Annotated in this window: 19 protein-coding genes and 1 pseudogene; all 20 read left to right on the forward strand. The window is 40.8% G+C overall.

Annotated elements, in window-relative coordinates; translation table 11 throughout:
- Positions 1–222: 222 nt before the first annotated feature.
- The gene (locus I2I13_RS15190) at positions 223–963 is read left to right on the forward strand and encodes a TetR/AcrR family transcriptional regulator (protein ID WP_195649904.1); all 741 of its coding nucleotides are present in this window, start codon (positions 223–225) and stop codon (positions 961–963) included.
- A 440-nt stretch (positions 964–1,403) separates the two neighbouring features.
- On the forward strand, positions 1,404–1,793 hold the full coding sequence (tssD, locus tag I2I13_RS15195; RefSeq protein WP_005787106.1) for a type VI secretion system tube protein TssD: 390 nt from the start codon (positions 1,404–1,406) through the stop codon (positions 1,791–1,793).
- Between the two features lie 89 nt (positions 1,794–1,882).
- Positions 1,883–2,332: a hypothetical protein gene (locus tag I2I13_RS15200; RefSeq protein WP_011202663.1), complete on the forward strand. Its 450-nt coding sequence runs from the start codon at positions 1,883–1,885 to the stop codon at positions 2,330–2,332.
- Between the two features lie 15 nt (positions 2,333–2,347).
- Complete coding sequence (locus I2I13_RS15205; protein ID WP_005787102.1) at positions 2,348–3,727, forward strand: DUF5458 family protein; 1,380 nt, start codon at positions 2,348–2,350, stop codon at positions 3,725–3,727.
- 12 nt (positions 3,728–3,739) lie between these two features.
- Positions 3,740–6,223: an ATP-dependent Clp protease ATP-binding subunit gene (locus I2I13_RS15210; RefSeq protein WP_195649894.1), complete on the forward strand. Its 2,484-nt coding sequence runs from the start codon at positions 3,740–3,742 to the stop codon at positions 6,221–6,223.
- Between the two features lie 15 nt (positions 6,224–6,238).
- Positions 6,239–6,667: a type VI secretion system tube protein TssD gene (gene tssD / locus I2I13_RS15215; RefSeq protein ID WP_122143034.1), complete on the forward strand. Its 429-nt coding sequence runs from the start codon at positions 6,239–6,241 to the stop codon at positions 6,665–6,667.
- Between the two features lie 26 nt (positions 6,668–6,693).
- Positions 6,694–7,101 carry a type VI secretion system tube protein TssD gene (gene tssD / locus I2I13_RS15220; RefSeq protein ID WP_122287267.1) on the forward strand — a complete coding sequence of 136 codons (408 nt, stop codon included), beginning with the start codon at positions 6,694–6,696 and terminating at the stop codon, positions 7,099–7,101.
- Between the two features lie 11 nt (positions 7,102–7,112).
- Positions 7,113–7,955: a hypothetical protein gene (locus I2I13_RS15225; protein ID WP_229128652.1), complete on the forward strand. Its 843-nt coding sequence runs from the start codon at positions 7,113–7,115 to the stop codon at positions 7,953–7,955.
- Between the two features lie 11 nt (positions 7,956–7,966).
- Complete coding sequence (locus I2I13_RS15230) at positions 7,967–8,932, forward strand: hypothetical protein (protein ID WP_195649895.1); 966 nt, start codon at positions 7,967–7,969, stop codon at positions 8,930–8,932.
- 89 nt (positions 8,933–9,021) lie between these two features.
- Complete coding sequence (locus tag I2I13_RS15235; RefSeq protein ID WP_229128653.1) at positions 9,022–9,399, forward strand: hypothetical protein; 378 nt, start codon at positions 9,022–9,024, stop codon at positions 9,397–9,399.
- A 4-nt stretch (positions 9,400–9,403) separates the two neighbouring features.
- Positions 9,404–10,381, forward strand: coding sequence for a hypothetical protein (locus tag I2I13_RS15240; RefSeq protein WP_195649896.1), 978 nt, complete (start codon positions 9,404–9,406; stop codon positions 10,379–10,381).
- A gap of 13 nt (positions 10,382–10,394) precedes the next feature.
- Positions 10,395–10,802: a type VI secretion system tube protein TssD gene (tssD, locus tag I2I13_RS15245; RefSeq protein ID WP_005787089.1), complete on the forward strand. Its 408-nt coding sequence runs from the start codon at positions 10,395–10,397 to the stop codon at positions 10,800–10,802.
- A 2-nt stretch (positions 10,803–10,804) separates the two neighbouring features.
- Complete coding sequence (gene tssD / locus I2I13_RS15250; RefSeq protein ID WP_005794665.1) at positions 10,805–11,224, forward strand: type VI secretion system tube protein TssD; 420 nt, start codon at positions 10,805–10,807, stop codon at positions 11,222–11,224.
- A gap of 4 nt (positions 11,225–11,228) precedes the next feature.
- A complete protein-coding gene (locus tag I2I13_RS15255; RefSeq protein WP_005787085.1) occupies positions 11,229–11,687 on the forward strand; it encodes a DUF5456 family protein in 459 nt (152 codons plus the stop codon).
- Positions 11,684–12,124, forward strand: coding sequence for a GPW/gp25 family protein (locus I2I13_RS15260; protein ID WP_005787083.1), 441 nt, complete (start codon positions 11,684–11,686; stop codon positions 12,122–12,124). The genes I2I13_RS15255 and I2I13_RS15260 overlap by 4 nt, the downstream gene beginning before the upstream one ends.
- 30 nt (positions 12,125–12,154) lie before the next feature.
- Positions 12,155–13,972, forward strand: a complete 1,818-nt coding sequence (locus I2I13_RS15265) for a type VI secretion system baseplate subunit TssF (protein ID WP_195649897.1) — start codon at positions 12,155–12,157, stop codon at positions 13,970–13,972.
- Positions 13,973–13,997: 25 nt separating this feature from the next.
- Positions 13,998–15,848 carry a type VI secretion system Vgr family protein gene (locus I2I13_RS15270; protein WP_195649898.1) on the forward strand — a complete coding sequence of 617 codons (1,851 nt, stop codon included), beginning with the start codon at positions 13,998–14,000 and terminating at the stop codon, positions 15,846–15,848.
- 18 nt (positions 15,849–15,866) lie between these two features.
- Positions 15,867–16,556, forward strand: a complete 690-nt coding sequence (locus I2I13_RS15275; RefSeq protein ID WP_032598207.1) for a PAAR domain-containing protein — start codon at positions 15,867–15,869, stop codon at positions 16,554–16,556.
- 3 nt (positions 16,557–16,559) lie between these two features.
- The gene (locus I2I13_RS15280; RefSeq protein ID WP_195649899.1) at positions 16,560–19,667 is read left to right on the forward strand and encodes a toxin VasX; all 3,108 of its coding nucleotides are present in this window, start codon (positions 16,560–16,562) and stop codon (positions 19,665–19,667) included.
- A 286-nt stretch (positions 19,668–19,953) separates the two neighbouring features.
- A pseudogene (locus tag I2I13_RS15285) lies at positions 19,954–20,561 on the forward strand (hypothetical protein); the annotation flags it as partial.

Consider the following 20,561-nt stretch of genomic DNA (forward strand, 5'->3'; position numbering starts at 1 on the left):
CTTGTAAGGCGTAAAATACCTATATTTGCAACATATCTCATTGTTTATACAAACAAACATGCGAAGGGAGAATCAAACTGTTGGATAAACAAGCATAAGCCTTCTTTGAACAACTCCAACTGATTCTTTAGGAATGAAATTTTATTGGAGGGAAAAACGAAAATACCTCCGGACTTCTGGTGATTAAATTTTTTATTATTTAATAAGTACTATATAATAATGATGGGACAGGGAGATAAAAAAATTCGAATAAGGAGAACCAATGAGCAGTTGGATAAGGAGGTAATATCTGAATTTGAAAAGCTTGTAGGTGAGTTTGGTTTTGGAAATGTTAATTTGAGTGCATTAATGAAAGCTGCTGACTTAGAAGCTAATGTGTTTTATAGAAGATATGGTTCGATGGATAATCTTTATGACAGACTGGCCAAGCAATACGACTTCTGGATCAATAATACCATTGATATTTCCACACTTAATACATTAGGACCTAAAAAGTTTTTTGCAGAAACGTTCAAGACATTGTTCAGGAATCTGTCAGAGAACAGTGTGATGCAAAAGTTGCTGCTTTACGAAATGACAACTATTAATAGTACTACAAAGAGATCTGCGGAAACACGGGATGTTATGAACTTAAACTTAATAACATTTTACGAAAATCTCTTTGCACCGGCGAAAATCAATATTAAAAGTATTGTGTCAATCCTAATAGGGGGAATTTATTATTTGATATTACATAAAGAGTGTGCTAAAATCTGCACGATAGACTATAAGACTAAAGAAGGAGAAAATGCTTTTTCAGAAGGAATCGACTTTTTAACTGACATTATTTTTGATAGGTTGGAGATGTATGACAGGGATAAAAAGGCAATCCGGCAAATGATATCAGATGGCATAAGTGAATCCAAAATATGCAAGTATATGGGCATCAATAAGAATGACCTGAAAACATTGCTTTCGGAATAGTCACAGGAGACTATATGGACAGATGTTTAAGGAAATCCTGAAGTTCTACAGCCTTCCTAATTTAGCAATATATTTAATGGCAATATCCATACGTAAAGACGAAGGTATTGCCATTATTCTTTTCATATAATGCAATCTCAATAATCGCCTTCACGTTTTCAATAAGATTCTAAATAGGCATATATACGTCTTTTTATCAATCAGTTACACTTCTTTAATTATAAATTCTCTCAATAATAGATCCCATTATTTGTTTATGGATATATAATTATCAAAAAATATATTTTATTTTTTAAGCAAACCATTTTTCGTATATTATTTTTGTTCTATATTTGCATGCTGAGGACTATATAGAAGCCATGCACTTTTATAATGAAATGAAATCGTAGTTTTCTTGTAGTCTGTATTAAACAAATTATTAACATTTAAACTCCTAAAACATGGCATTTAGAGCAACCTTAAGCTTTGCAGGAAAAGAGTTTGACGTGCTGGATTGCACGTACAGTCTCAAGCGAGATGTGGATTCCAAAGGACGTCCATCTTCAAACATTTACGGCGGACAAATTCGTCTGCATGTGGAATCGACTGATGATACTTCGATTCTGGAGAACATGACCAATCAGTTTAAACCTCATTCCGGCAGCATCGTCTTCAAAAAAGGAGATGAAGAAGCCAAGATGAAGGAACTTACCTGGGAAAACGGATACATTACCGAATTTACCGAAAACATCGACATTGTCGGCTCGCAGCCGATGACTATCACTTTTGTCGTATCGGCTCAGGTAATCAAGATTGGTGGCGCACAATTTGAACAGAATTGGCCGAAGTAATCATTTAGTATTCATGTAGGTAACAGAAGCCATCTGCTGTTTTTTTTAATATGTGGATGGCTTCTGTAGCTTAAAAACAAAAAAGACAAATGGCAATACTTGAATATGGAATTGGTGGTAATGAAGTGAAAGTTGATACTTCCGAAGCCATCGCAAACATTCCGGAGAATCGCTCCCTCATAGTTGAACAGTTAACTGCTGACGAACCTATAACTCCTGAAGCGGTCAAAGGCTTAAGCACTATCGAAGAGGTGTTTGCGCACTTCTTACCCAACATTGATGTTGAATTTGAAAATGAAGAAGGGCAACCGGTAAAAGAAAACTTTAGATTTAGCTCAGTGGCGGACTTCAGTGTGAAGAATATGACACAGAATAGTCCATTCCTCCATAAGTTGGATACGGAGAAAACATTCTACGAGGGGATGGTGACACAATTGCGCTCTAATAAAGTTCTACAACGGGTGTTGGAGAATCCGGAATCCAAAAAGGCGTTTATCAGCGCACTGGAAGCATTGAGTAACGAATTAAAGACCGAATAAAAGACAATAAGAACTATGGAAGATAATAAAAATAAGTCTGAAGTTCAGGCGCAAGAAACCGTTCAAGTTTCCTATAAAGAGAAAAACGGGGAATCCTCTCTGGCTTCGGCACTGGATGTGTTGTCCAGATTCGGCGGTTTCAATTTTCTGGAATCAACAGTAGATGGTGTTCAGAACCTTAACCCCGAGCGTAAGGCACGCAAAAAGATATTCTTAACCGATGAACAGAAGCAAGAAGAACGGGAAGTGCTGAAGAATAAGATAGATATGTGGATCGACCTGCTGAACTCATCATCGGCAGTGACGGAAATGATTGCCACTTCTAAAGCTAAATCGGAAGCTGCCGCATCGCATCTTGCCAAAAGCCAATTGGTGGCAGTGCAGAGTGTGAGGGATATGGAACAGGCATACCGTGGAGTGATGTTGTTCTATAAGAATACGGAAGCGGACAAAGTGAACAACGTGACGATAGTCAATGCTTCCAAAGAACAACTGACCGACCTCGACAATCCCCGCTTCATTGATTTCGTTGCCCGCGAACTGAAACAGAACTATGACAAGTTGGATTTACGTCAAAATTACTCACTGTTAGCCATTCCGGGCTATCTTGGTTCGAATAAGGTGCTTGAAAAATGGGCGAAAATCGCTTATGAGAATAAAGTGATGCTCTATACGGACTTTGCCGACCTTGATAAGCCGGAAGATGTGGTGGAACTGTTCTCTTCCTCCAATATGGCAAGTGGGGAGGCCTTCAAAAGCAATACCTGCATGACCTGCAACTGGCTGGTGGGACGTGCCGGATACCGGGAAATCGGTGAAGAGGAAGACCTCCATGTTTCTCCGTCTATTGCTTTGATGGGTAAAGTTTACACCACTCTGATGTCTCAGGTAACTGCCGGTAAGAAGTATGGCGGCATTAATGAAATAGATGCGGTGGTATTCCCGTTGAAGAAAAGCGAAATCTCACAACTGGAGAAAATGGGTTTAATTCCAATGGTCAATGAATATGGTAAAGTGATGGCGTTCTCCGCAAAGACATTGTTCAACGGTGACAATCTGGGATTGCAAACTTATTCTGTGGTACGTGTATTCGACTATATTACCAAGGTATTGTTTGATTTCCTGAACCGCCGTTCGTTCGAGAACTGGAGTTCTAAAACCGAACGTGACCTGAGAGGGCAGATTGTACAGTATCTTGATAGTGTACAGGGAGCCGACCGCCTTATCGAGAAATTCAAGATAATCCGTTTCGAGCAAGACCAAAAGCAGAAAGACCGTATTTATCTGGATATTCACATGACTCCGTTCTTCCCTGCCAAGAGCTTTGTTATCAAGTTGGACGGCACGAAAGGTGATGATGGTACAAACTGGAATACAAATTACGAACAGGCGTAATAAGAATAAAATATGGATTTTTTGAACATCAATGAAACAGTTCAGAGCGTAATCCGAATATCAAAAGGTGTCGCCCGTGAGTATGGCAATGCCAGCTATGCTCCGGCACACCTTTTGTTTGCCTTGATGCACAAAGAGGTAGGTCTGCGTTCGTTTGTCGAATCGTTGGGTAAGGACGCCGATTACTTGCGTGAATGGGCGGAGGTAAGAATAGAGGAGTACCCCAAGGCTGCCGGCGCAGGCGAGATAATGCCCGATCCGAAAGTTAACGAACTGTTTGAGCAAGCCGATAATGTACGAATCAAGTGGGGACTGCTGGAAATCAATCCACTTTGCCTGCTGGCAGCCATTGCTACACCCGAAGCAGGTTTCAGTACGGACGAGTTGCGCTCGTTCCCTATTCGGGAGCGTGAGATACATGACCTCTTCACGAGCGGAATGGGTAATATGAAAAAATCCGTAAGTACGCAGACTGACCTTCCGGGGAGTGAAGCCCCCCTATGGACAGCCGGGGCGGGCAATTTAGATAAGTACTGTACGGATAAGACTGCTCTTGCGGCAGACAAGAAAGTATATCCTATCGTGTGCCGTGACCGTGAGACACGCATGATGATGGAAATTCTGGGGCGGATGGGTAAGCCCAACGTGCTCATCATCGGCGATGCCGGTGTGGGTAAGACTGCTCTGGTAGATGGTTTGGCATGCAGCATCATTGAGGGTACAGTTCCCCAATATCTAAAGGACATGACTATCTATGAGCTTGACACAGGAACACTGATTGCGGGTGCTACCTACAAAGGCGAGATAGAAGAACGGCTGAAAGGAATCATCAAAGAATTGTCGGCTCACGGCAATGCGATTCTCTTCATTGATGAAATACATACGCTGATCGACCCCAAGTCGGGCAACAGCGGAGCGGCAAGCATCCTGAAACCGGAGCTTGCCAAAGGAAATATAACGGTAATCGGAGTCACTACGGTGGACGAATACCGTAAACTGATTGAACCGGACCATGCCCTTAACCGGCGTTTTGAAGTATTGCAAGTATCGGAACCTGACCTTGCATCCACCGTAAATATGATACAGGCAGCTTTGGAAAGATATGAAAGCTACCACGGTGTGGGGGTAGATGTAGATTCGTTGCCGGAATGCGTGGCACTCGCCAAGCGTTATGTCAAGGAACGCCGTTTGCCGGATGCCGCTATTGATTTGATAGACCGTACCCTCTCTGCGGTTAAGATGATTAACCAGAGCGGGGAAAAAGATATAAAGGGACTGGCAGAGCAGCTTGCCGCGATTGAAGCGGCGGAAGACCAGCCCGAAGCGGAGCGCACGGAGAAGTTGCGGTTAGTCAACTTCACCATGAAGAACCGGTTAAGCCCTATCCTTCTGGGAATGATCTCCGATGGACAGAATGAACCGGAGTCATCAGACTACGGTGAATGGATGGATTATATTTTAGGTGTACTTGACCGATTGCGTGAATTGACCAAAGAGAAAATCGGGAAAATCACTTCCCATGAAGTGGCAGCCGTTGTTTCTTCTTCTACAGGTATCCCTATCGGCAAGATAGAATCCGGAGAGAAAGAAAAGTTACTCAACATGGAAGATATTCTGCGTCGTAGAGTGGTGGGACAGGATAATGCGCTGAAGGTATTGACAGATGCCATTGTCGAATCACGAAGTGGAATGAACAAACCGGGACAACCGATTGGCTCATTCTTCCTGCTGGGACCTACCGGAACCGGTAAGACTGAATTGGCAAAAGCATTGGCAGAAGCACTTTTCAATGACGAAAAGGCGATGATTCGTTTTGATATGTCAGAGTTTAAGGAAGAACATTCGGCAGCCCTGCTATTGGGAGCGCCTCCGGGATACGTGGGCTACGAAGAAGGTGGCGTACTCGTGAACCGGATACGCCGTCAGCCTTATGCGGTGGTGCTTTTCGATGAGATAGAGAAGGCCCATTCTTCCGTTTATGACATCTTCCTGCAAATCATGGACGAAGGCAAGCTACACGACCGTTTGGGCAAAGAGGGTGATTTTTCCAATTCTATCGTACTGTTTACATCCAATGTAGGTAGCGAATGGCTTAGCAAGCAGATTAATGAGGGCAAGAATCCTTCTACCACTGACCTGATGGAAGTCATGGGCAGTTATTTCCGTCCGGAGTTTCTTGCCCGTTTGTCGGAAATCGTGCCTTTCTCTCCTATTAACGAAACAATGCTGGTTCGTATCTTTGAGATACAGTTAAAGGGAGTTATAGCATTGCTTGAGAAGCAACATATTGACATTGAGATTACGGAGAAGGCAAAGAACCTGCTCGCTACCCGTGGCTTCACTCCAAAATACGGAGCTCGGCAAGTGGCAGGTACGATACGTAACTATATCCGCCGTCCTATCTCAAAGATGATTGTTGCAGGGACATTGGCGGCAGGTAATACGGTTGTTGTTGATGTGGCGGATAATGGAGATATTGATTGGAATGTGAAATGATAAAATGAAGATACTATGTTTGGACATAAAAGTTTTTTGAGGATAGGTGCTTTGGGCGATTCCAGTATTTCGGGATTGTACAAAGACAGTTATGAACTTGAAAATTGCCATTTCAGTTTTAATCAGGGAACGAACACGGATGGCAAACCGCAAACTGATGTACGAGGTGGAACCTTGTACCTGACTTATGCCGGTTTACCGCAAGATGATATGCTCCACTGGATACTGAACTCTAAAAAATATGAAGACGGTGCAATTGTAATATGCGATGACAGTGATGAACCTTTGGAAAAGATTTTATTTGAGCAGGCAGCCTGTACTGGATTGAATATTGAATATACGCAAAAAGGAAAAGCCTATATACATACTAAAATTATTCTCCAAGTACGAAAAATAAAGGTAGGTGAGACAACGTTTGAAAATCGTTGGACTATTAACGAATGAGTTTTTGACTATTAAAAATAAACGGTATGGAATTATTTAGTTTTCTACAAGTAGACAGCGACTTAACAGCATGGTTTATCCTTGATGGTCAGGAATATGAAATGAGCCATTTCGATATAAATTTCGCTCAATCTGTCGACCATAAAGGGCAACCGCAAGATGAAGTACGTGGTGGTATCATGTCCATTACATTATCACAAACGCTTCCTGAAAACATTTACAGATGGGGAATGGCATCCATTCCCAAAAATGGGTCTGTGATTTTTAAATCAAAGACAACAAATCCTCCCTTGAAAATTAATTTCATTAACGCATATTGCATACGATTCAATCGAAGTATAGCCAACGAAGGAGGATTAGAAAGTCAACTGGTAATATCTCCTGATGAGATGTTAATAAATGGAATTAGCTTTGACAATCACTGGGTTAAATAATCTACAATAAGATGGGTAAGGAAATAGAAATAAAGAAATTGCCAGAGTTCGAGGCTATGGTGAATGCCGGTAATACGACCTATACGGGATTGGTAGAAGGCATCGGGTATGTGTATTGGACAACAGAAACCCTATATTTTATCCGCACTAATCCAGAACAATTATGGGCGATTCCAAAATATCAGCAAATACCTTTCCCCTATTTTCAAAGGAAAGATGCAATCATAGAAACCAAAACATTACATACGCTTCATGTCTTGCCCAAAAACGAATTGATGAAATATGATTACGATGCCTATTATGCATTTTATGGTATCGTGGAGGAGATGCTAAAATTGATTCATCGGGCGGATGCTATTAAAAGTTATTGGGAAATGCCTCTTCCCATAATAAAAAAAGTAGAAGGTGCACAAAAGGGAAACGATAGAAGAAATGGAATACTATCATTAGGTAGTCAAATAAACGACCAAATCGGAGCTCCTCTTGATGCAGCGAACATGCTAATGGATAATAAACATATAGGTAAAATTGGAGATGGATTGTCGCTTATTTCTATTATAGATGAGGTAGGTAATGGTGAATATTGGTCTGCTGCCGGAGACATCTTACTGTTTGCAGCCGGAAAAACAAAATTAAGTCCTTATCTGACTGCTATAAGTTTAGGCACATGGATGTATCATACAGATTTGATGCAAAGAAGATTGGCACGGCTCTCCGCCCGAGAATATCTTCGTCTCCTATACGAATTGGAGAGAGAGACAGATTGGAATACAAAGCAAAAACTTAGAAGCCAGATAGAAACTCAACGGAAGATATTCGAGGAGTGCCTGCGTAATTTGGGGATCAAAAATTAATTTATCATACTATGAAAACGATATATAGTCTTTTATATGGAATGCTTGTACTCTTTAACGCCTGTGGGCAATCTAAGGTACAAGAAAAATTTGATACCATAACAACGTACAGCTATACAAACAGTTATGGTAAAGATGGACGCTTGGCCGAGGTTCTTATCAAACAACAATCACAATTTTTGGAGGATGGAGCATATATTTCGGGACGGGCTGTTAAAATTACTCAAAGATATAACTACTCGGATAATGATACGTACATGATTACAGAGACTGATGATTTATCTCCCAATGAAATATCAACAATAATCAAAGGTAAAACTTTTGAAAAGTATTATACACTCAAAAATAATGATACCATTAAGTTTCGTATGCGTACTTATACGGATGCAACACAATCGAAGCCACTGGTGGAAAGAGAAAACTATACACTTTCCGGATTCCCAATTATTGATGAAGAGGAAAACATAAATATAGAATCAAATTATTATTATGACGATAAAGGTGATTTAATCAAAATAATAAAGAGGGATTTTAATAGCGGTGAAGTTGTCGAAACATATGGGCTTAAAGAAATTATTGCAGATACGACAATTATTTATTACCGCATCAATACGGATACTTCATATTCTGTAAAACAATACATAGATAATGACAAAACCATTGAGATTACATTCGATGAAAATCAGAAGCCGCAGAATAAAATCACCAATTATACGGCTAATGGCTTTGATATTAAAGTAAGAGAATCAGTAAAAAACGGAATTATTACAGTTGATAGCATCTATCAGATAAAAGGAAAAAAGGTTAGAAGTGTTTCCGTCTCGCCTGAAAATAAATCGGTCACCACATTAGAATATGACGGAAAAGGCAATATTACAAAGGAAATTTGCAAATCAAAGTCGGATATTACTATCTCAAATGAAGAGCTGAATGAGATGATTCGACGTTATAAGGAATCTAAAAAACAGGAGCACTAAAGGGAAATGACGCAAGAAATGGGATACTATCATTAGGTAGTCAAATAAATGACCAAATCGGAGCTCCCCTTGATGCAGCGAATATGCTAATGGATAATAAACATATAGGCAAAATTGGAGATGGATTGTCGCTTATTTCTATTATAGATGAGGTAGGTAATGGTGAATATTGGTCAGCTGCCGGAGACATTTTACTGTTTGCAGCCGGAAAAACAAAATTAAGTCCCTATATGACTGTCATAAGTTTAGGCACATGGATGTATGAGACGGACTTGATGCAATGGAGATTAGCATGTATAAATTATAGCGATTACAAAAAAACACTAATAAAATATCGAGAATTACAAAAAAAATTTGAAAGTGGAGACAAATCTGTAGAGGAAAAGATGAATGAATGTCACAAAATACTGAATTCACATTATATAGAGATGCAAAAAAATTTAGGTAATCTAGGAGTTAAATTCTAAAATAATGAATATAAGAAATTTATTTTTTTTAGGTAGTATATTACTTTTATTGAGCTGCAAAAATAGTAAACAGCAGGAAGAATATAATTCTGTTAATATTATTAAATATATTAATATTTATAATGAAAACAACAGGATTCTAACTGCACAGGGTACTGAATATGACTATCTCTATTTTGGAGGCAATAAAGATAAAGGAATTTTGGCAGATGTAAATAATTTTATAAAGATATATAGTTATGATAATGATTCTTCTTGCTATACTGTAGAGGAACCCTTGTCGGAATCATTGCTAAAAACAATGAGATACACTGAAAATACCATAGAAGAACTTGTATTGGAAAATAATAAAGACACATTTAGTTATACTTTTTCTACCTATTATGATAAGAATAAACCTAAGTATAAAAAAAGTATTATAATATTAGGAGATGGACCCTCTTCTGACTCAAGATATGAGGAATACTACTACTATGATAATAATGGAAATAATACGAAGAAAATCCATCATGATTTAAATACCGGGCAAATAGAAGAAACCTATAAATTTAATGATACAGATTATAAAGAAGCTGTTAATCTTGTCCCCTCTTCCGATTACAAACAAAATATCGAGTGTTCATTGAAACAAACTGTTAATGATACCTTAATCACTCGGATTACCTTAAACGGTGTACTTAATAGAGTGATGAAGGAATACATTGATGGAAAAAAGAAAATTAAGGAAGAATTGGACAATGATATGACTTTAGTCAATAAAGAAACAGAGTATGAAGAAAACGGACTGAAAGTAAATGTCAATCATACTATAAGAAGTACAGGCTACTCAACCGACAGTATCTATTATAAAGGGAACAAAAAAGTTAAGCATATCTACAATTCCGACTACAATGGTACCATAACACTTGAAATCTCAGAATATGATGAGCAAGGAAATATAGTAAAGAAAACCAAAAAACTCAGATGGCCATCAAATAAATAAAAATATTCGTTGGATGCAAACCTATTTATACTTACATAAAGAGAATATCGACCTTCCTCACGGTGTGTATCGGGGGAAATATCCGCTGAAACACTTTGATTACGGATTGAGCCGTAATGTGGGGCGTAAAGGTGAAATCACTTCCGGCGTATGCGGCGGAGAAATACGAATCGTCATTGATGGATTTGCTGACGCTACCCTGCTGGGATGGCTTTTTGACACCTTCCGTAAGGAAGATGGGGCGATTGTTACACTGGATGAACACGAAACGACCTTTGCCAAACTGCAATTTTCGGGCGCATCGGTAAGGAGCTATCGTATGAACTACGATTCGAGGGTTAAAAAAGGTGTGGTGACTATCATTGTGATAGAAGCCAAAGAGATTGTAACGGACAATGACTTATTTTTTAAAAACAAATAACTATGGGCTTTTTCGACAGGCTGTTTAAAGGAAAAGAAGTGTTTGCGGACAGACGCAATCCGGATATGGTATGCGAAATGACGCTTTGCGGAGAGTCGCACATCTTGTCCGAGTTTGATATTGCCTATGAGCCGGATAATTCCTCGAAAGAATATATGGAAGCATACGCTGTGTTCTCGGAGCCGGTAAATGCGGAGGTGGAGAACTGGATAATGCAATCGAACAGAAAAGAGAACGGAGTAGTCCGATTCTACCGCAACAGCGATGCTATGGACGAAGGTGCACTGTTCGAGATAAAATTCAGTGATGCAAGTTGCGTGCATTATCGCAATGTATCGCAGGGAGACGCATCGGTAAAGACCATTGTGATGACTTTTCCGTCTGTCCGGATGGGAGGTGATGAATTTGAACTAAAACGATAATATTATGGCTATATACTCACTACATGAAATGGCAGGACTACTCAAAACGGGTCTTTGGCAAGGCGGTGAAGTCGAGAAGCTCGGATACATCGGGACGGCAGTTCCCCATGCTTCCCCCGCACCGGCTTGCGGGCTTACGGGAGTATATATCAGTTATGATACCATGTTGGAGAGATGCGAAGTCTCGATGCAAGGCGGCGGGTGTGAATTATTCATTTCACAATACCACCCCTATACCGGAACTTATATGACCTATGTTCTGGAAAGCAATCTTTCCGACAGGAGATTACTTTTGGCTAAGTTGGAGGAGATACTGGCAGACCGGAGGAATCCCTACCTATGGTCGCATAACTTGTACAAAAGAAATTCATTCGGCATCGAGCGCCGGTATGACACAGGACATAGCAGTATGTGGGGCGGTAGAATAGCCGTACCACGACAAAGTAAATTCTTTGGAAGATGAAACAGAAATACTATAAACTACCGGTACGTTTGGAAAAGCTCTTCGAAGGAGATATCCGGCAACTGGAAAGATGTTCCGAACTGGAATCCATCGACCAGCACATCGAACTGTTGCTGACCACCTGTCCGGGTGAGCACCGTTTCGACCCCAAATACGGTTGTCGGATTTGGGAGTTGGACTTTGAGCGCATTGTTTCTACCGAACAATGGAAAGAACTGTTTACCGGATACGTGATGCAGGCGATTTCCACTTATGAGAAACGCATTTCCGACATCACTCTCTCGGTAAACCTACAAGAAGTCGTCAGGGAAGAAGTTCTGGATAACCGGATGATACGTAAGCGGGTAGATATTACAGTACTCGCCACATTGAATTCCACCGGTGCTCCCTGCGGTTTCGGTTACAAATTATACATGGGACCTTTATCAAACGAATAATCAGGCAGTTGAAATATAAAATTAAAACGTATGGCAAATCTATTCACAAAAGAAAGCATTAAAGCCCGGATGTTCAAACAGGCGGCAACCCTATATGACATACGAAATATAGATGGCATAGACCCCTTTATCCGACTGCTGATTGAAGCCTTGTCGGGCGAAATTTTCAAGCTGTCCGGTGATATGCACGCCATTGAAAGCCGATTGTTGGAGAAAGTCGCTTCCGCCCTTACTCCACACACGGCATTGGTTGCCAAACCCGCCCATGCTATTGCTGCTGCCCGACCATATACACCGCAAGCTACTGTATCTCCCACAGACCTATTTTCTTATAAAAGCACGGAGATAGTGAAGAAGTATAAGATGAAAAATCTCTTCTTTACTCCGCTGCATGAAACCCGCATAATCAATGCCGAACTGAAGTTTCTCGTGACGGCGGATGAATTTTGCACAATCACTCCCGAAGGAGAACGTGACGCCACTGCCCGCTTTCGTTCCGATGTGCCGGTAATGGGGCGGAAAATCAGTATCGGGATGAAAATAGGCAACAATGTAACTACCCTCAACGACTTGCCGTTATATATAGATATACCGCTTGTAGCGGATAAAAGCAGTTATCTGAAATTACTGCCGTACTGCCATTGCACGATTGCCGGTATTCCTGTAGATATTAAAGGGGGAATCGAGTACGACCCCACACGTTCGGTCAGTGAGAAATACGATCTTGGCAGGTTGATTACGGAAGAAATAACCAGCAAATATGCTTCCCATTACCTGACATTGAAAGCTCACGGATTAAAAGTCAGAGATTTGTCACGTAGCAGAGTGCCCGAAGAAATCTCTTTCCTGCTGCCAAGTGATTTCATTGCTGAATGTGATGCGGATACTGTTTGGATAGATATAGAATTTCCCACCGCTTTTTCAAAAGAAATACTGGAACAGATAAAGGTGCAGATGAACACTTTTATCGTAGTAAACAAATATCCGGCAAAGATTACCAGAAAGGTAGATTCCGTCTCGGCCATTCTGCCTTTGGAAAAGACGGAATTTGAATATTTCCTGTTTGTGGATTCGATTACCGATAACCACGGAGACCAGCTTAGGGAAATTTCCAGCACACAGGATGAAGGTAGAGCCGGCTGTTATTCGGTCAGAAGGGGCGGTTGCGAACGCTTCAATGCGATGGATGCCAAAGATTTTCTGAACCGTCTGACAGACCTGCTATATGACGAAAGCATGGCCTTCTCTTCGACAGACAAAGACGGGATGAAAGAGGTGATCGAGCAGATAGAGGAACGGGTAAACCAATTGGGAGATAAGAATAAAGACGGAGTCGGAGGACAGGAAGTGCTGTCGTATGTAGTCATAGACCAACGTTATGACAAGGATACCCGGTTAACTGTGGATTATACTCTTACTAATGGCGAATTTGCCAATGACATCTATGCGGGAGAACCGTTGAATGACTGTGCAAATCCCGATATAGACAAAGATACGCTGCGGTTTGTCACTTCCGCCCATGGAGGAGAGCCCTCCCCATCCGTAAAGCGCCGGATGGATATGTACCGATTCATGCTGTTGTCACACGGCAGTATATACACGAAAGAGGATATACGCAACTTCTGCATGGCAAGGTATGGCGACAGCATTCGCTCTGTGGAGGTAAAGCTGGGGTATGCAGCCGGTAAAAAAGAAAGCGAAGGTTTCATAAGGACACTGGACGTGTATCTACGGTTATCGGAGGGGATGCAAGGATTGGACAGGGAAGAGTTCGTTGTCGATTTGGACAGTGAGCTCAGGCGGTTGTCTCCGGAGACCTATAACTACCGTGTTTTTATTAACTCATAGTATTCACCCATAAAACATATTAACTATGGCATCGACAAACTTGGACGCTGTAAGCGTGGAGATAAAAGTAGCAGGAAAAGTCTGCGATTATGTGACAATGGAACTCTTTCAGTCGGTCAGCACACATCACCGTTTCAAAATCAAAGTGAACTACCGTCCGGACAAGCCAAGTGTCTGGGCTATCGGTCCCGATGTGATATTCAAGCAACTGGGTGAGAAGGTATCCATCCTCATGACCCATCATGAGAGCGGAGAGAAAACGGAATTTCACGGACTGATTTCTGATATTCATGTGGAAGGCTTCGACGGTAATCAGGGATTTGTCATTCTGGAAGGGGGAAGTCCTACCATCCTGCTTGACAGAGACCCCTCTATGGACTGTTATATAGAACAAAACCTGAATACGATAGTCAGCGACATACTTGACAAGAGCGGGGTGAAAATGAATGTGACCAACAATCCCAAACATACGGACATCATCCCCTATGTCGCCCGCTATAAAGAGACAAGCTACGGGTTTCTTTCCCGTCTGCTGCGCTCCTACGGCGAGTGGTTCTATTACAACGGGGAAACGCTACAGATAGGAGATCCGGAAATAGATACGGAAATCCGTGCAGGGTATGATGTAGATCTGACGGGTATCAACATCAATGCCACCATCCGTTCGCTAAACCATAGTACCTATGAGTTCGACCCTGTCAATGATAAGTTCTATTACGACTTTAGCGGAACGCCTAAAGGCGCTACCCTTGGTTCCCGTTCGGCTGAGAAATGCAGTGAACCTATCTTCCCTACCGAAGCGAGACTCCCCTCGATAAGACCCGCATATAGTGCAATGGATTTGGAGCACTACGGGGATGCCGGATTTCACCGCAACTATTCCCAATTGTCTCAAATCAGGGCTACGAGCCGTTACTGCGGCATCCGGCTGGGAGAATTGGTGGTTACCCGTGTACCCGAAAGTTTCCCGGGAGTTAAGATTCCCGATTTGGGACGTTACCGCATCACGGAGATTACCCATACGGTAAACAGTAAAGGACAATATAGCAACACCTTCTGCGGTGTGCCCGGCGGTACGCCCGTCATGCCGTGGGGAGACGCCGTGATGCCGATAGCCTATCCGGAGATGGCAAGAGTGTTGAGCAATGACGACCCCAAGAATCAGGGGCGTGTCAAGGTGCGGTTCATGTGGCAGGAGATAGACGGCGGCGAGAGCTACTGGATGCGGGTGCAAAGCCCGGATGCAGGCAAGAGCGAGCAAGTAGCCAAGAACCGTGGTTTTGTGTTTATTCCCGAGCCGGGTGATTTGGTGATGGTAGGCTTCGAACAAGGCAATCCCGACCGTCCCTATGTGACAGGCAGCCTTTTCTATAAGGCTAATTCAGAGGGAGCAGCAACGGATAACAGTGTAAAGAGTATGCGGACACGCAGTGGGCATACGCTGGAGTTCAATGATGATGAGGGTGGAGACTGGGGCATTACGATTAAGGATGGTAACGGTTGTATACTCCATTTAGACACTAAAGGAAAGAATATTGAAATCACCGCACCGGAAACCCTGTCTTTGACAGCAAAGAACGTCAGCATCAATGCTGAAGAAAATGTTCAGATTGCAGCTAAACAGAATGTAGATGTAACTGCCGAAGCCGATATAAATCTTGCAGCCAAGGGCAATTTGATGCAGCAGACTGATGGTGACATGTCAGCATCCGCAAAAGGAAGCATCAATGCCGAAGCAAAAGCCGATGTCAATCTCTCCGGTCAAAATACAACGGTAGACGGCAAGACCAAAGCGACAATAAACGGTGCAGAAACATTAGTATCGGGCAAGATGACAACTGTGCAGGGAGTTGCCCACAAAATAGATGTAATGTAAAACATAGAACGTAAGCTTATGAAACAGATTGTGACAGTGACTTTAAATCATATATGCCCAATGGTCACAGGTGTAACGCCCCATGTGGGAGGTCCAATCATAGGTCCCGGTTGTCCGGGAGTATTGGTAGACGGAACCCCGGTATCCCTTATGGGAGATGCCTGCGTATGCTGTGGCCCTCCTGACATGATAGCTCAGGGATATCCGGGAGTAATGGTTGACGGCATCCCTGTTGTCGTACAAAACTGTATGACTGCCCACGGAGGTGTGATCCCGGCGGGAGTGCCCGGAGTCGTCATCGGTAGCGCCACCCCTATAAAACCGATTACGATGAATATCCGGAAAATACCGTTCCCGAAAATCCGTACAGTTGATAGCGTAGGCGCTGCAGTTACAGGCAATTCAAAGAAAATGAAAGAAGCCAAAAACAATATCGCAGAATTAAAAAAAGAAACTTCGGGTCAGACTCCAATGATTTATAATCTTAGATGGGAGAAAGAAGGCGTCCGTCTTTATTCCGATAGAATTGACGAAGGTACGAAAATGGTAGCCGATGTTACCAATATTCCGGATGGAGACACTGTGAAAATTAGTGTTCTGATTGATGAGGATAATCGTATTGTCAAACAGTTTGAAGGAACAGTAAAAAACGGAACGGTTGAAATAGACTGGGATATACTATCCAAACACTTTAAAAAGGAGGAGTAAAATATGGATGATGTTAAATTAGGTAGCTATAAATTTAGCGCTGAATATCAAGACATAAAGGTAGAGTCTCCAAAGCTTGACATCATTGACGGTATCAGGCTCTTTCCAATGCGATTCGGCATCTATTGCGACAGCGAGGAAGCAAAAGCAAGCGTTTACCCTTCCGGTAAGCTCACACTTCTCGATGGCCGGGGCGGTGCGATTCCTGTAGTCAAAGGTTATGGCTATCATTTGAGTCCGATGATTTTACGCAATGGTTGGCTATATGTATATAGCCATAATACGAAATCCGTATATATCTATAAATGCACAAATAATAAATATACATTAACAGGAATAAAAAAGAAAGATAATGCGTCTACGAAGAAGGATTGTATGGAAAAACATATAAACCAGACCAATGATTTCATCCTTTTACTCTCAGACGATGTGGTACAGTTGTTTTATACATCCATTGAATTATCCGATTCTTTTATTAATGAAACTTATTATAATAAACAACCGATAGGTTCTGTTTTCAAATGTAAGGAATGGAGCGATGGTACAACTAAGAGCGATATTGAAAGAAGACATGTCGATGCTGATTCCATCTGGTTTATGCCGGATAAGACAGTGATGCCGGAAGACGGATATGCTAATGCAATAGCTTATGATTACGAACGGCTTATAGATTCTGTAAAAATACAACATCAGGAAAAAAGAACGAAATTCCGGGATGTATTTTTTGTTTTAGACGACCCTCTCGGTTGTGTAGAAAAACTCATTCATGATTTGAACGATGCGCGCATCGAGCATGAATCCTTGATTCGTTCTATCCAGACAGGAGTGTCTCCTGAAAAAATCAAGCGCTTACTTATGAAGAGCGCCGGAATGCAAGGTTTAGAAAATGAGGAGATAATCTATCTCTTATCAGAGATGGACTTGTTACAGGGAAAAGATTTTGATACCCGGAAAGAAGAGATTAAACAAGCCCAATATATACATACTCTGCTACTTTATTTCTATAATTTTGCCTATTCTAAAGAAGAAAACCATTTAAAAGCAGGAGCAAAAGCATTAGACCGGGATTCTATCGAAAAACTGTTAGCTACCGAAGAACGAAAAGAAAGCAGAGCAAAAATTGAAAATCTGCGTAAACTGATTGCATTGTATATTAATAGTCCCATCTTCACCCGACTTTGCGAACGGTTTACCGTAGATACAGTCAATATAGCATCCGATGAAAATGATGTGATGCATTCTGAAATGAAATTTAAACTCCAGAGTTCCCTAATGACTATCTTGCTGGCGCTATCACCTGTTCCTCATATAAATGATAAAGGGCTGGATTTACCGGATGCATATAAAAAATACAATGACCCTTGCGCTTCTACGATAAAATCCATATTCGATGCTTTTATTGGAGAAGGTGACGATAAAGTGGGTTTATTACTAAAAGATATTCCTACTCTTGCTTCGTTAAACCTTGATATAGCAAGAGATACTAATGCAGCATATAAAGAGAAAAATAGCGCTGGGGTAGATGGAAGTTTTTCTGCAGTTATGCTACTGCTTGACAATGCAATAAATACTTTTTGGAGAATAGCATACGAAACAAAAAAAACAAAATTAGTGACAGACAGATTTCTAATCGATTGGAATAACCTGTTAATAGAGTTTGATAAAGGAGATGTCACCAGACGCCTCAATGAGATTGGACGTAGCCGACTAGACGAAACAGTAATCGATGGCAGAGGTTATATTCGAATTAAAGTAAAAAAAATAGAAGATTTGACAAAACCTGTTTATATTAAAACTGTCGCCAAAAATCCAAAAAATTATCAAAAGTTTTTCAAGCGTATGTCATGTAATAAATCTTATTTAGCTATATTTTCTTTTATACAGCTATCTGCTATTGTGGAGGGGTATGACAAAGAAAATGATATATCAAAAACACTAGTTCAAACTTTTGGATTTGCATCTGCTATTGCAACAATACAACGTCGTTTTATTGAAACGGGGTTGGATTTGAGAGCATCAGTTTCGAATAGACAGGCGTTAATCTACCAAGCATCTTTAGAACGGATTAGATTACAAATAACAGTACTTGGCGCTATTGGAATGTTTGCTGATGCCGTTACTGCAATATTTGATATGGAGGACCGTTTAAAGAGAAATGATAAGGATGCTGCTACATTTTATTTTATATCAGCTCTATCCTTTGCTACAGGCGGAGGGCTGGCTCTATTGGGTCTTAAATTTGCTTGGGCTGGTGGTCCAGTGACCTTGCTTGTTTGCGCCGCAATTGGATTGATATGCGGTTTCATTGCTAGTCGTTTGATAGATAGCGATATAGAGACATTTATAAAACGAACTGTCTTATATGAAGATATAACAAAGATTCTTTCAGGAGAGCCTTACCTGCAAATTCAAAAACTTTCTTCTGTTGAATTTAGAAGTAAGATTTTTAATAAAGAATTTTATGAGAAAGAAAATAATAAACATCTTAAAGCTTTATCAGATTACAAATATCAACTCGAAGCTTTTCTCTATACCCAAGCAATGATACCATTTTTCAGTGCAAAAATAGAATACAGACGGAAAGAATATATTTATTCTGCAGATTCCCGAGTACGTCCTCCTTTGTATGATGAAGTGCTGGTACACATTTATAGCGACATTACACAAATAGCGATGAATCTTTCTGGAATAAAAATGTGTATTAGGTTCGTTAAAAAAATACCGGTGGGTGAGAATCCATATTTTGATGTGGATTTAAAAGAAGTGAACAGTAAAAGTCAGAATAATATTCCTTATTCATCTTACTTTCATGACCAAGAACCTATAATGACCGACAGTTATTATTGTTATACTTTTCAGGATGGAAATCTAGCAAACACTTTCTACGCTAGTCCGGAACTATATATATTATTATATGTGAGTTTTAGGCACGAGGATGGGAACATCACTCCAATGCCTCGTAATGGACAAAAGACATTTCTTATCTACAGGTATAAAGTTGATATTCCCAATGTACCTTTAGATACAAGAAGGCTTCTTTATCATGAAGCAAAGACTGTATTAGAACAAGTATTTATATCTCCAGACAGTAAAAACGTATGGAATTTTTAATATAAAAACAGGTATGACAATGGAAACAGATAGTAACCGTCCGTCTACAATAAGAATTATAGCTGGAATCATTACACTAGTATGCGGAATGGCAATGTTTGGTATATGTTGTTATGGGATGTGGTACCTTAGGGAACTTTTCCCCATTCGAAAGTTTTTGATTTTTGAGCATCTATGGGGCAAATTATTAATAATATTTGCATCTGGAATGGCATTTTTGATAGCGATTGGAATACTTTTTTTATTTATATTAATCGCATCAAATATATGGATGGGAAAAAGCAGAATGATGGAGCATATTATACATCCCTTTCCAACTGTATTGACAACTGAGCTTGCCGATAGCATGAATGTAGAAAGAGCTGATGATGAATTTCTTATTTTCAATCCGAGTTCCTTAATCCGGAGTACTTTGATAGTCATTGGAGGTATTCTTTCATGCACATGGATAATCCTCATTTGTATAGAAATGAATGATCCGTTTAGTCGACTTTATAGCCCTGCCATGAGCGGAGCAATATTAGCCTCTTTTTTTCTGCTTTTAAACGGATTACTTGCTCCTTCCCGTCGTTTTGTACTGGACAGAATGAAGGGTACTGTGACTTTTCCCCGCCATTTGTTTTTTCCACGTTGTACCATTCCCTTTTCAAAAGTAATTCCGGGGTATTCTAACGGAAACTTAGGTTTTGCACATCCTTACAGTGGAATTGTCATTCCTGTTCTTGGGGCGTATGATTCCGGCTGGTGGTCATTTTATGTCCTCTATATGGATAAAAATCGTCCGTTACCTCAAGGGGACACTTTCGATCCTTACAGGGAGAAAGACTTTTTACGCCGGAAGGCAGAAGGATTCCCTAAACCGATATATCCTAATACCATACTTGTTACAGATGC

Origin of the sequence: Bacteroides sp. D55t1_190419_B8, assembly GCF_015558905.1 — a bacterium.
In the GTDB taxonomy this organism is placed as follows: domain Bacteria; phylum Bacteroidota; class Bacteroidia; order Bacteroidales; family Bacteroidaceae; genus Bacteroides; species Bacteroides vicugnae.

Bases quoted from the DNA above. Each gene is read 5' to 3' on its own strand.
- tssD (WP_005794665.1), top strand. From the start codon at position 10,805: ATGGGCTTTTTCGACAGGCTGTTTAAAGGAAAAGAAGTGTTTGCGGAC.
- I2I13_RS15240 (WP_195649896.1), top strand. From the start codon at position 9,404: ATGAATATAAGAAATTTATTTTTTTTAGGTAGTATATTACTTTTATTG.
- I2I13_RS15255 (WP_005787085.1), top strand. From the start codon at position 11,229: ATGGCTATATACTCACTACATGAAATGGCAGGACTACTCAAAACGGGT.
- I2I13_RS15205 (WP_005787102.1), top strand. From the start codon at position 2,348: ATGGAAGATAATAAAAATAAGTCTGAAGTTCAGGCGCAAGAAACCGTT.
- I2I13_RS15210 (WP_195649894.1), top strand. From the start codon at position 3,740: ATGGATTTTTTGAACATCAATGAAACAGTTCAGAGCGTAATCCGAATA.
- I2I13_RS15190 (WP_195649904.1), top strand. From the start codon at position 223: ATGGGACAGGGAGATAAAAAAATTCGAATAAGGAGAACCAATGAGCAG.
- tssD (WP_005787106.1), top strand. From the start codon at position 1,404: ATGGCATTTAGAGCAACCTTAAGCTTTGCAGGAAAAGAGTTTGACGTG.
- I2I13_RS15260 (WP_005787083.1), top strand. From the start codon at position 11,684: ATGAAACAGAAATACTATAAACTACCGGTACGTTTGGAAAAGCTCTTC.
- I2I13_RS15280 (WP_195649899.1), top strand. From the start codon at position 16,560: ATGGATGATGTTAAATTAGGTAGCTATAAATTTAGCGCTGAATATCAA.
- tssD (WP_122287267.1), top strand. From the start codon at position 6,694: ATGGAATTATTTAGTTTTCTACAAGTAGACAGCGACTTAACAGCATGG.
- I2I13_RS15275 (WP_032598207.1), top strand. From the start codon at position 15,867: ATGAAACAGATTGTGACAGTGACTTTAAATCATATATGCCCAATGGTC.
- tssD (WP_005787089.1), top strand. From the start codon at position 10,395: ATGCAAACCTATTTATACTTACATAAAGAGAATATCGACCTTCCTCAC.
- I2I13_RS15265 (WP_195649897.1), top strand. From the start codon at position 12,155: ATGGCAAATCTATTCACAAAAGAAAGCATTAAAGCCCGGATGTTCAAA.
- tssD (WP_122143034.1), top strand. From the start codon at position 6,239: ATGTTTGGACATAAAAGTTTTTTGAGGATAGGTGCTTTGGGCGATTCC.
- I2I13_RS15235 (WP_229128653.1), top strand. From the start codon at position 9,022: ATGGATAATAAACATATAGGCAAAATTGGAGATGGATTGTCGCTTATT.
- I2I13_RS15200 (WP_011202663.1), top strand. From the start codon at position 1,883: ATGGCAATACTTGAATATGGAATTGGTGGTAATGAAGTGAAAGTTGAT.
- I2I13_RS15270 (WP_195649898.1), top strand. From the start codon at position 13,998: ATGGCATCGACAAACTTGGACGCTGTAAGCGTGGAGATAAAAGTAGCA.
- I2I13_RS15225 (WP_229128652.1), top strand. From the start codon at position 7,113: ATGGGTAAGGAAATAGAAATAAAGAAATTGCCAGAGTTCGAGGCTATG.
- I2I13_RS15230 (WP_195649895.1), top strand. From the start codon at position 7,967: ATGAAAACGATATATAGTCTTTTATATGGAATGCTTGTACTCTTTAAC.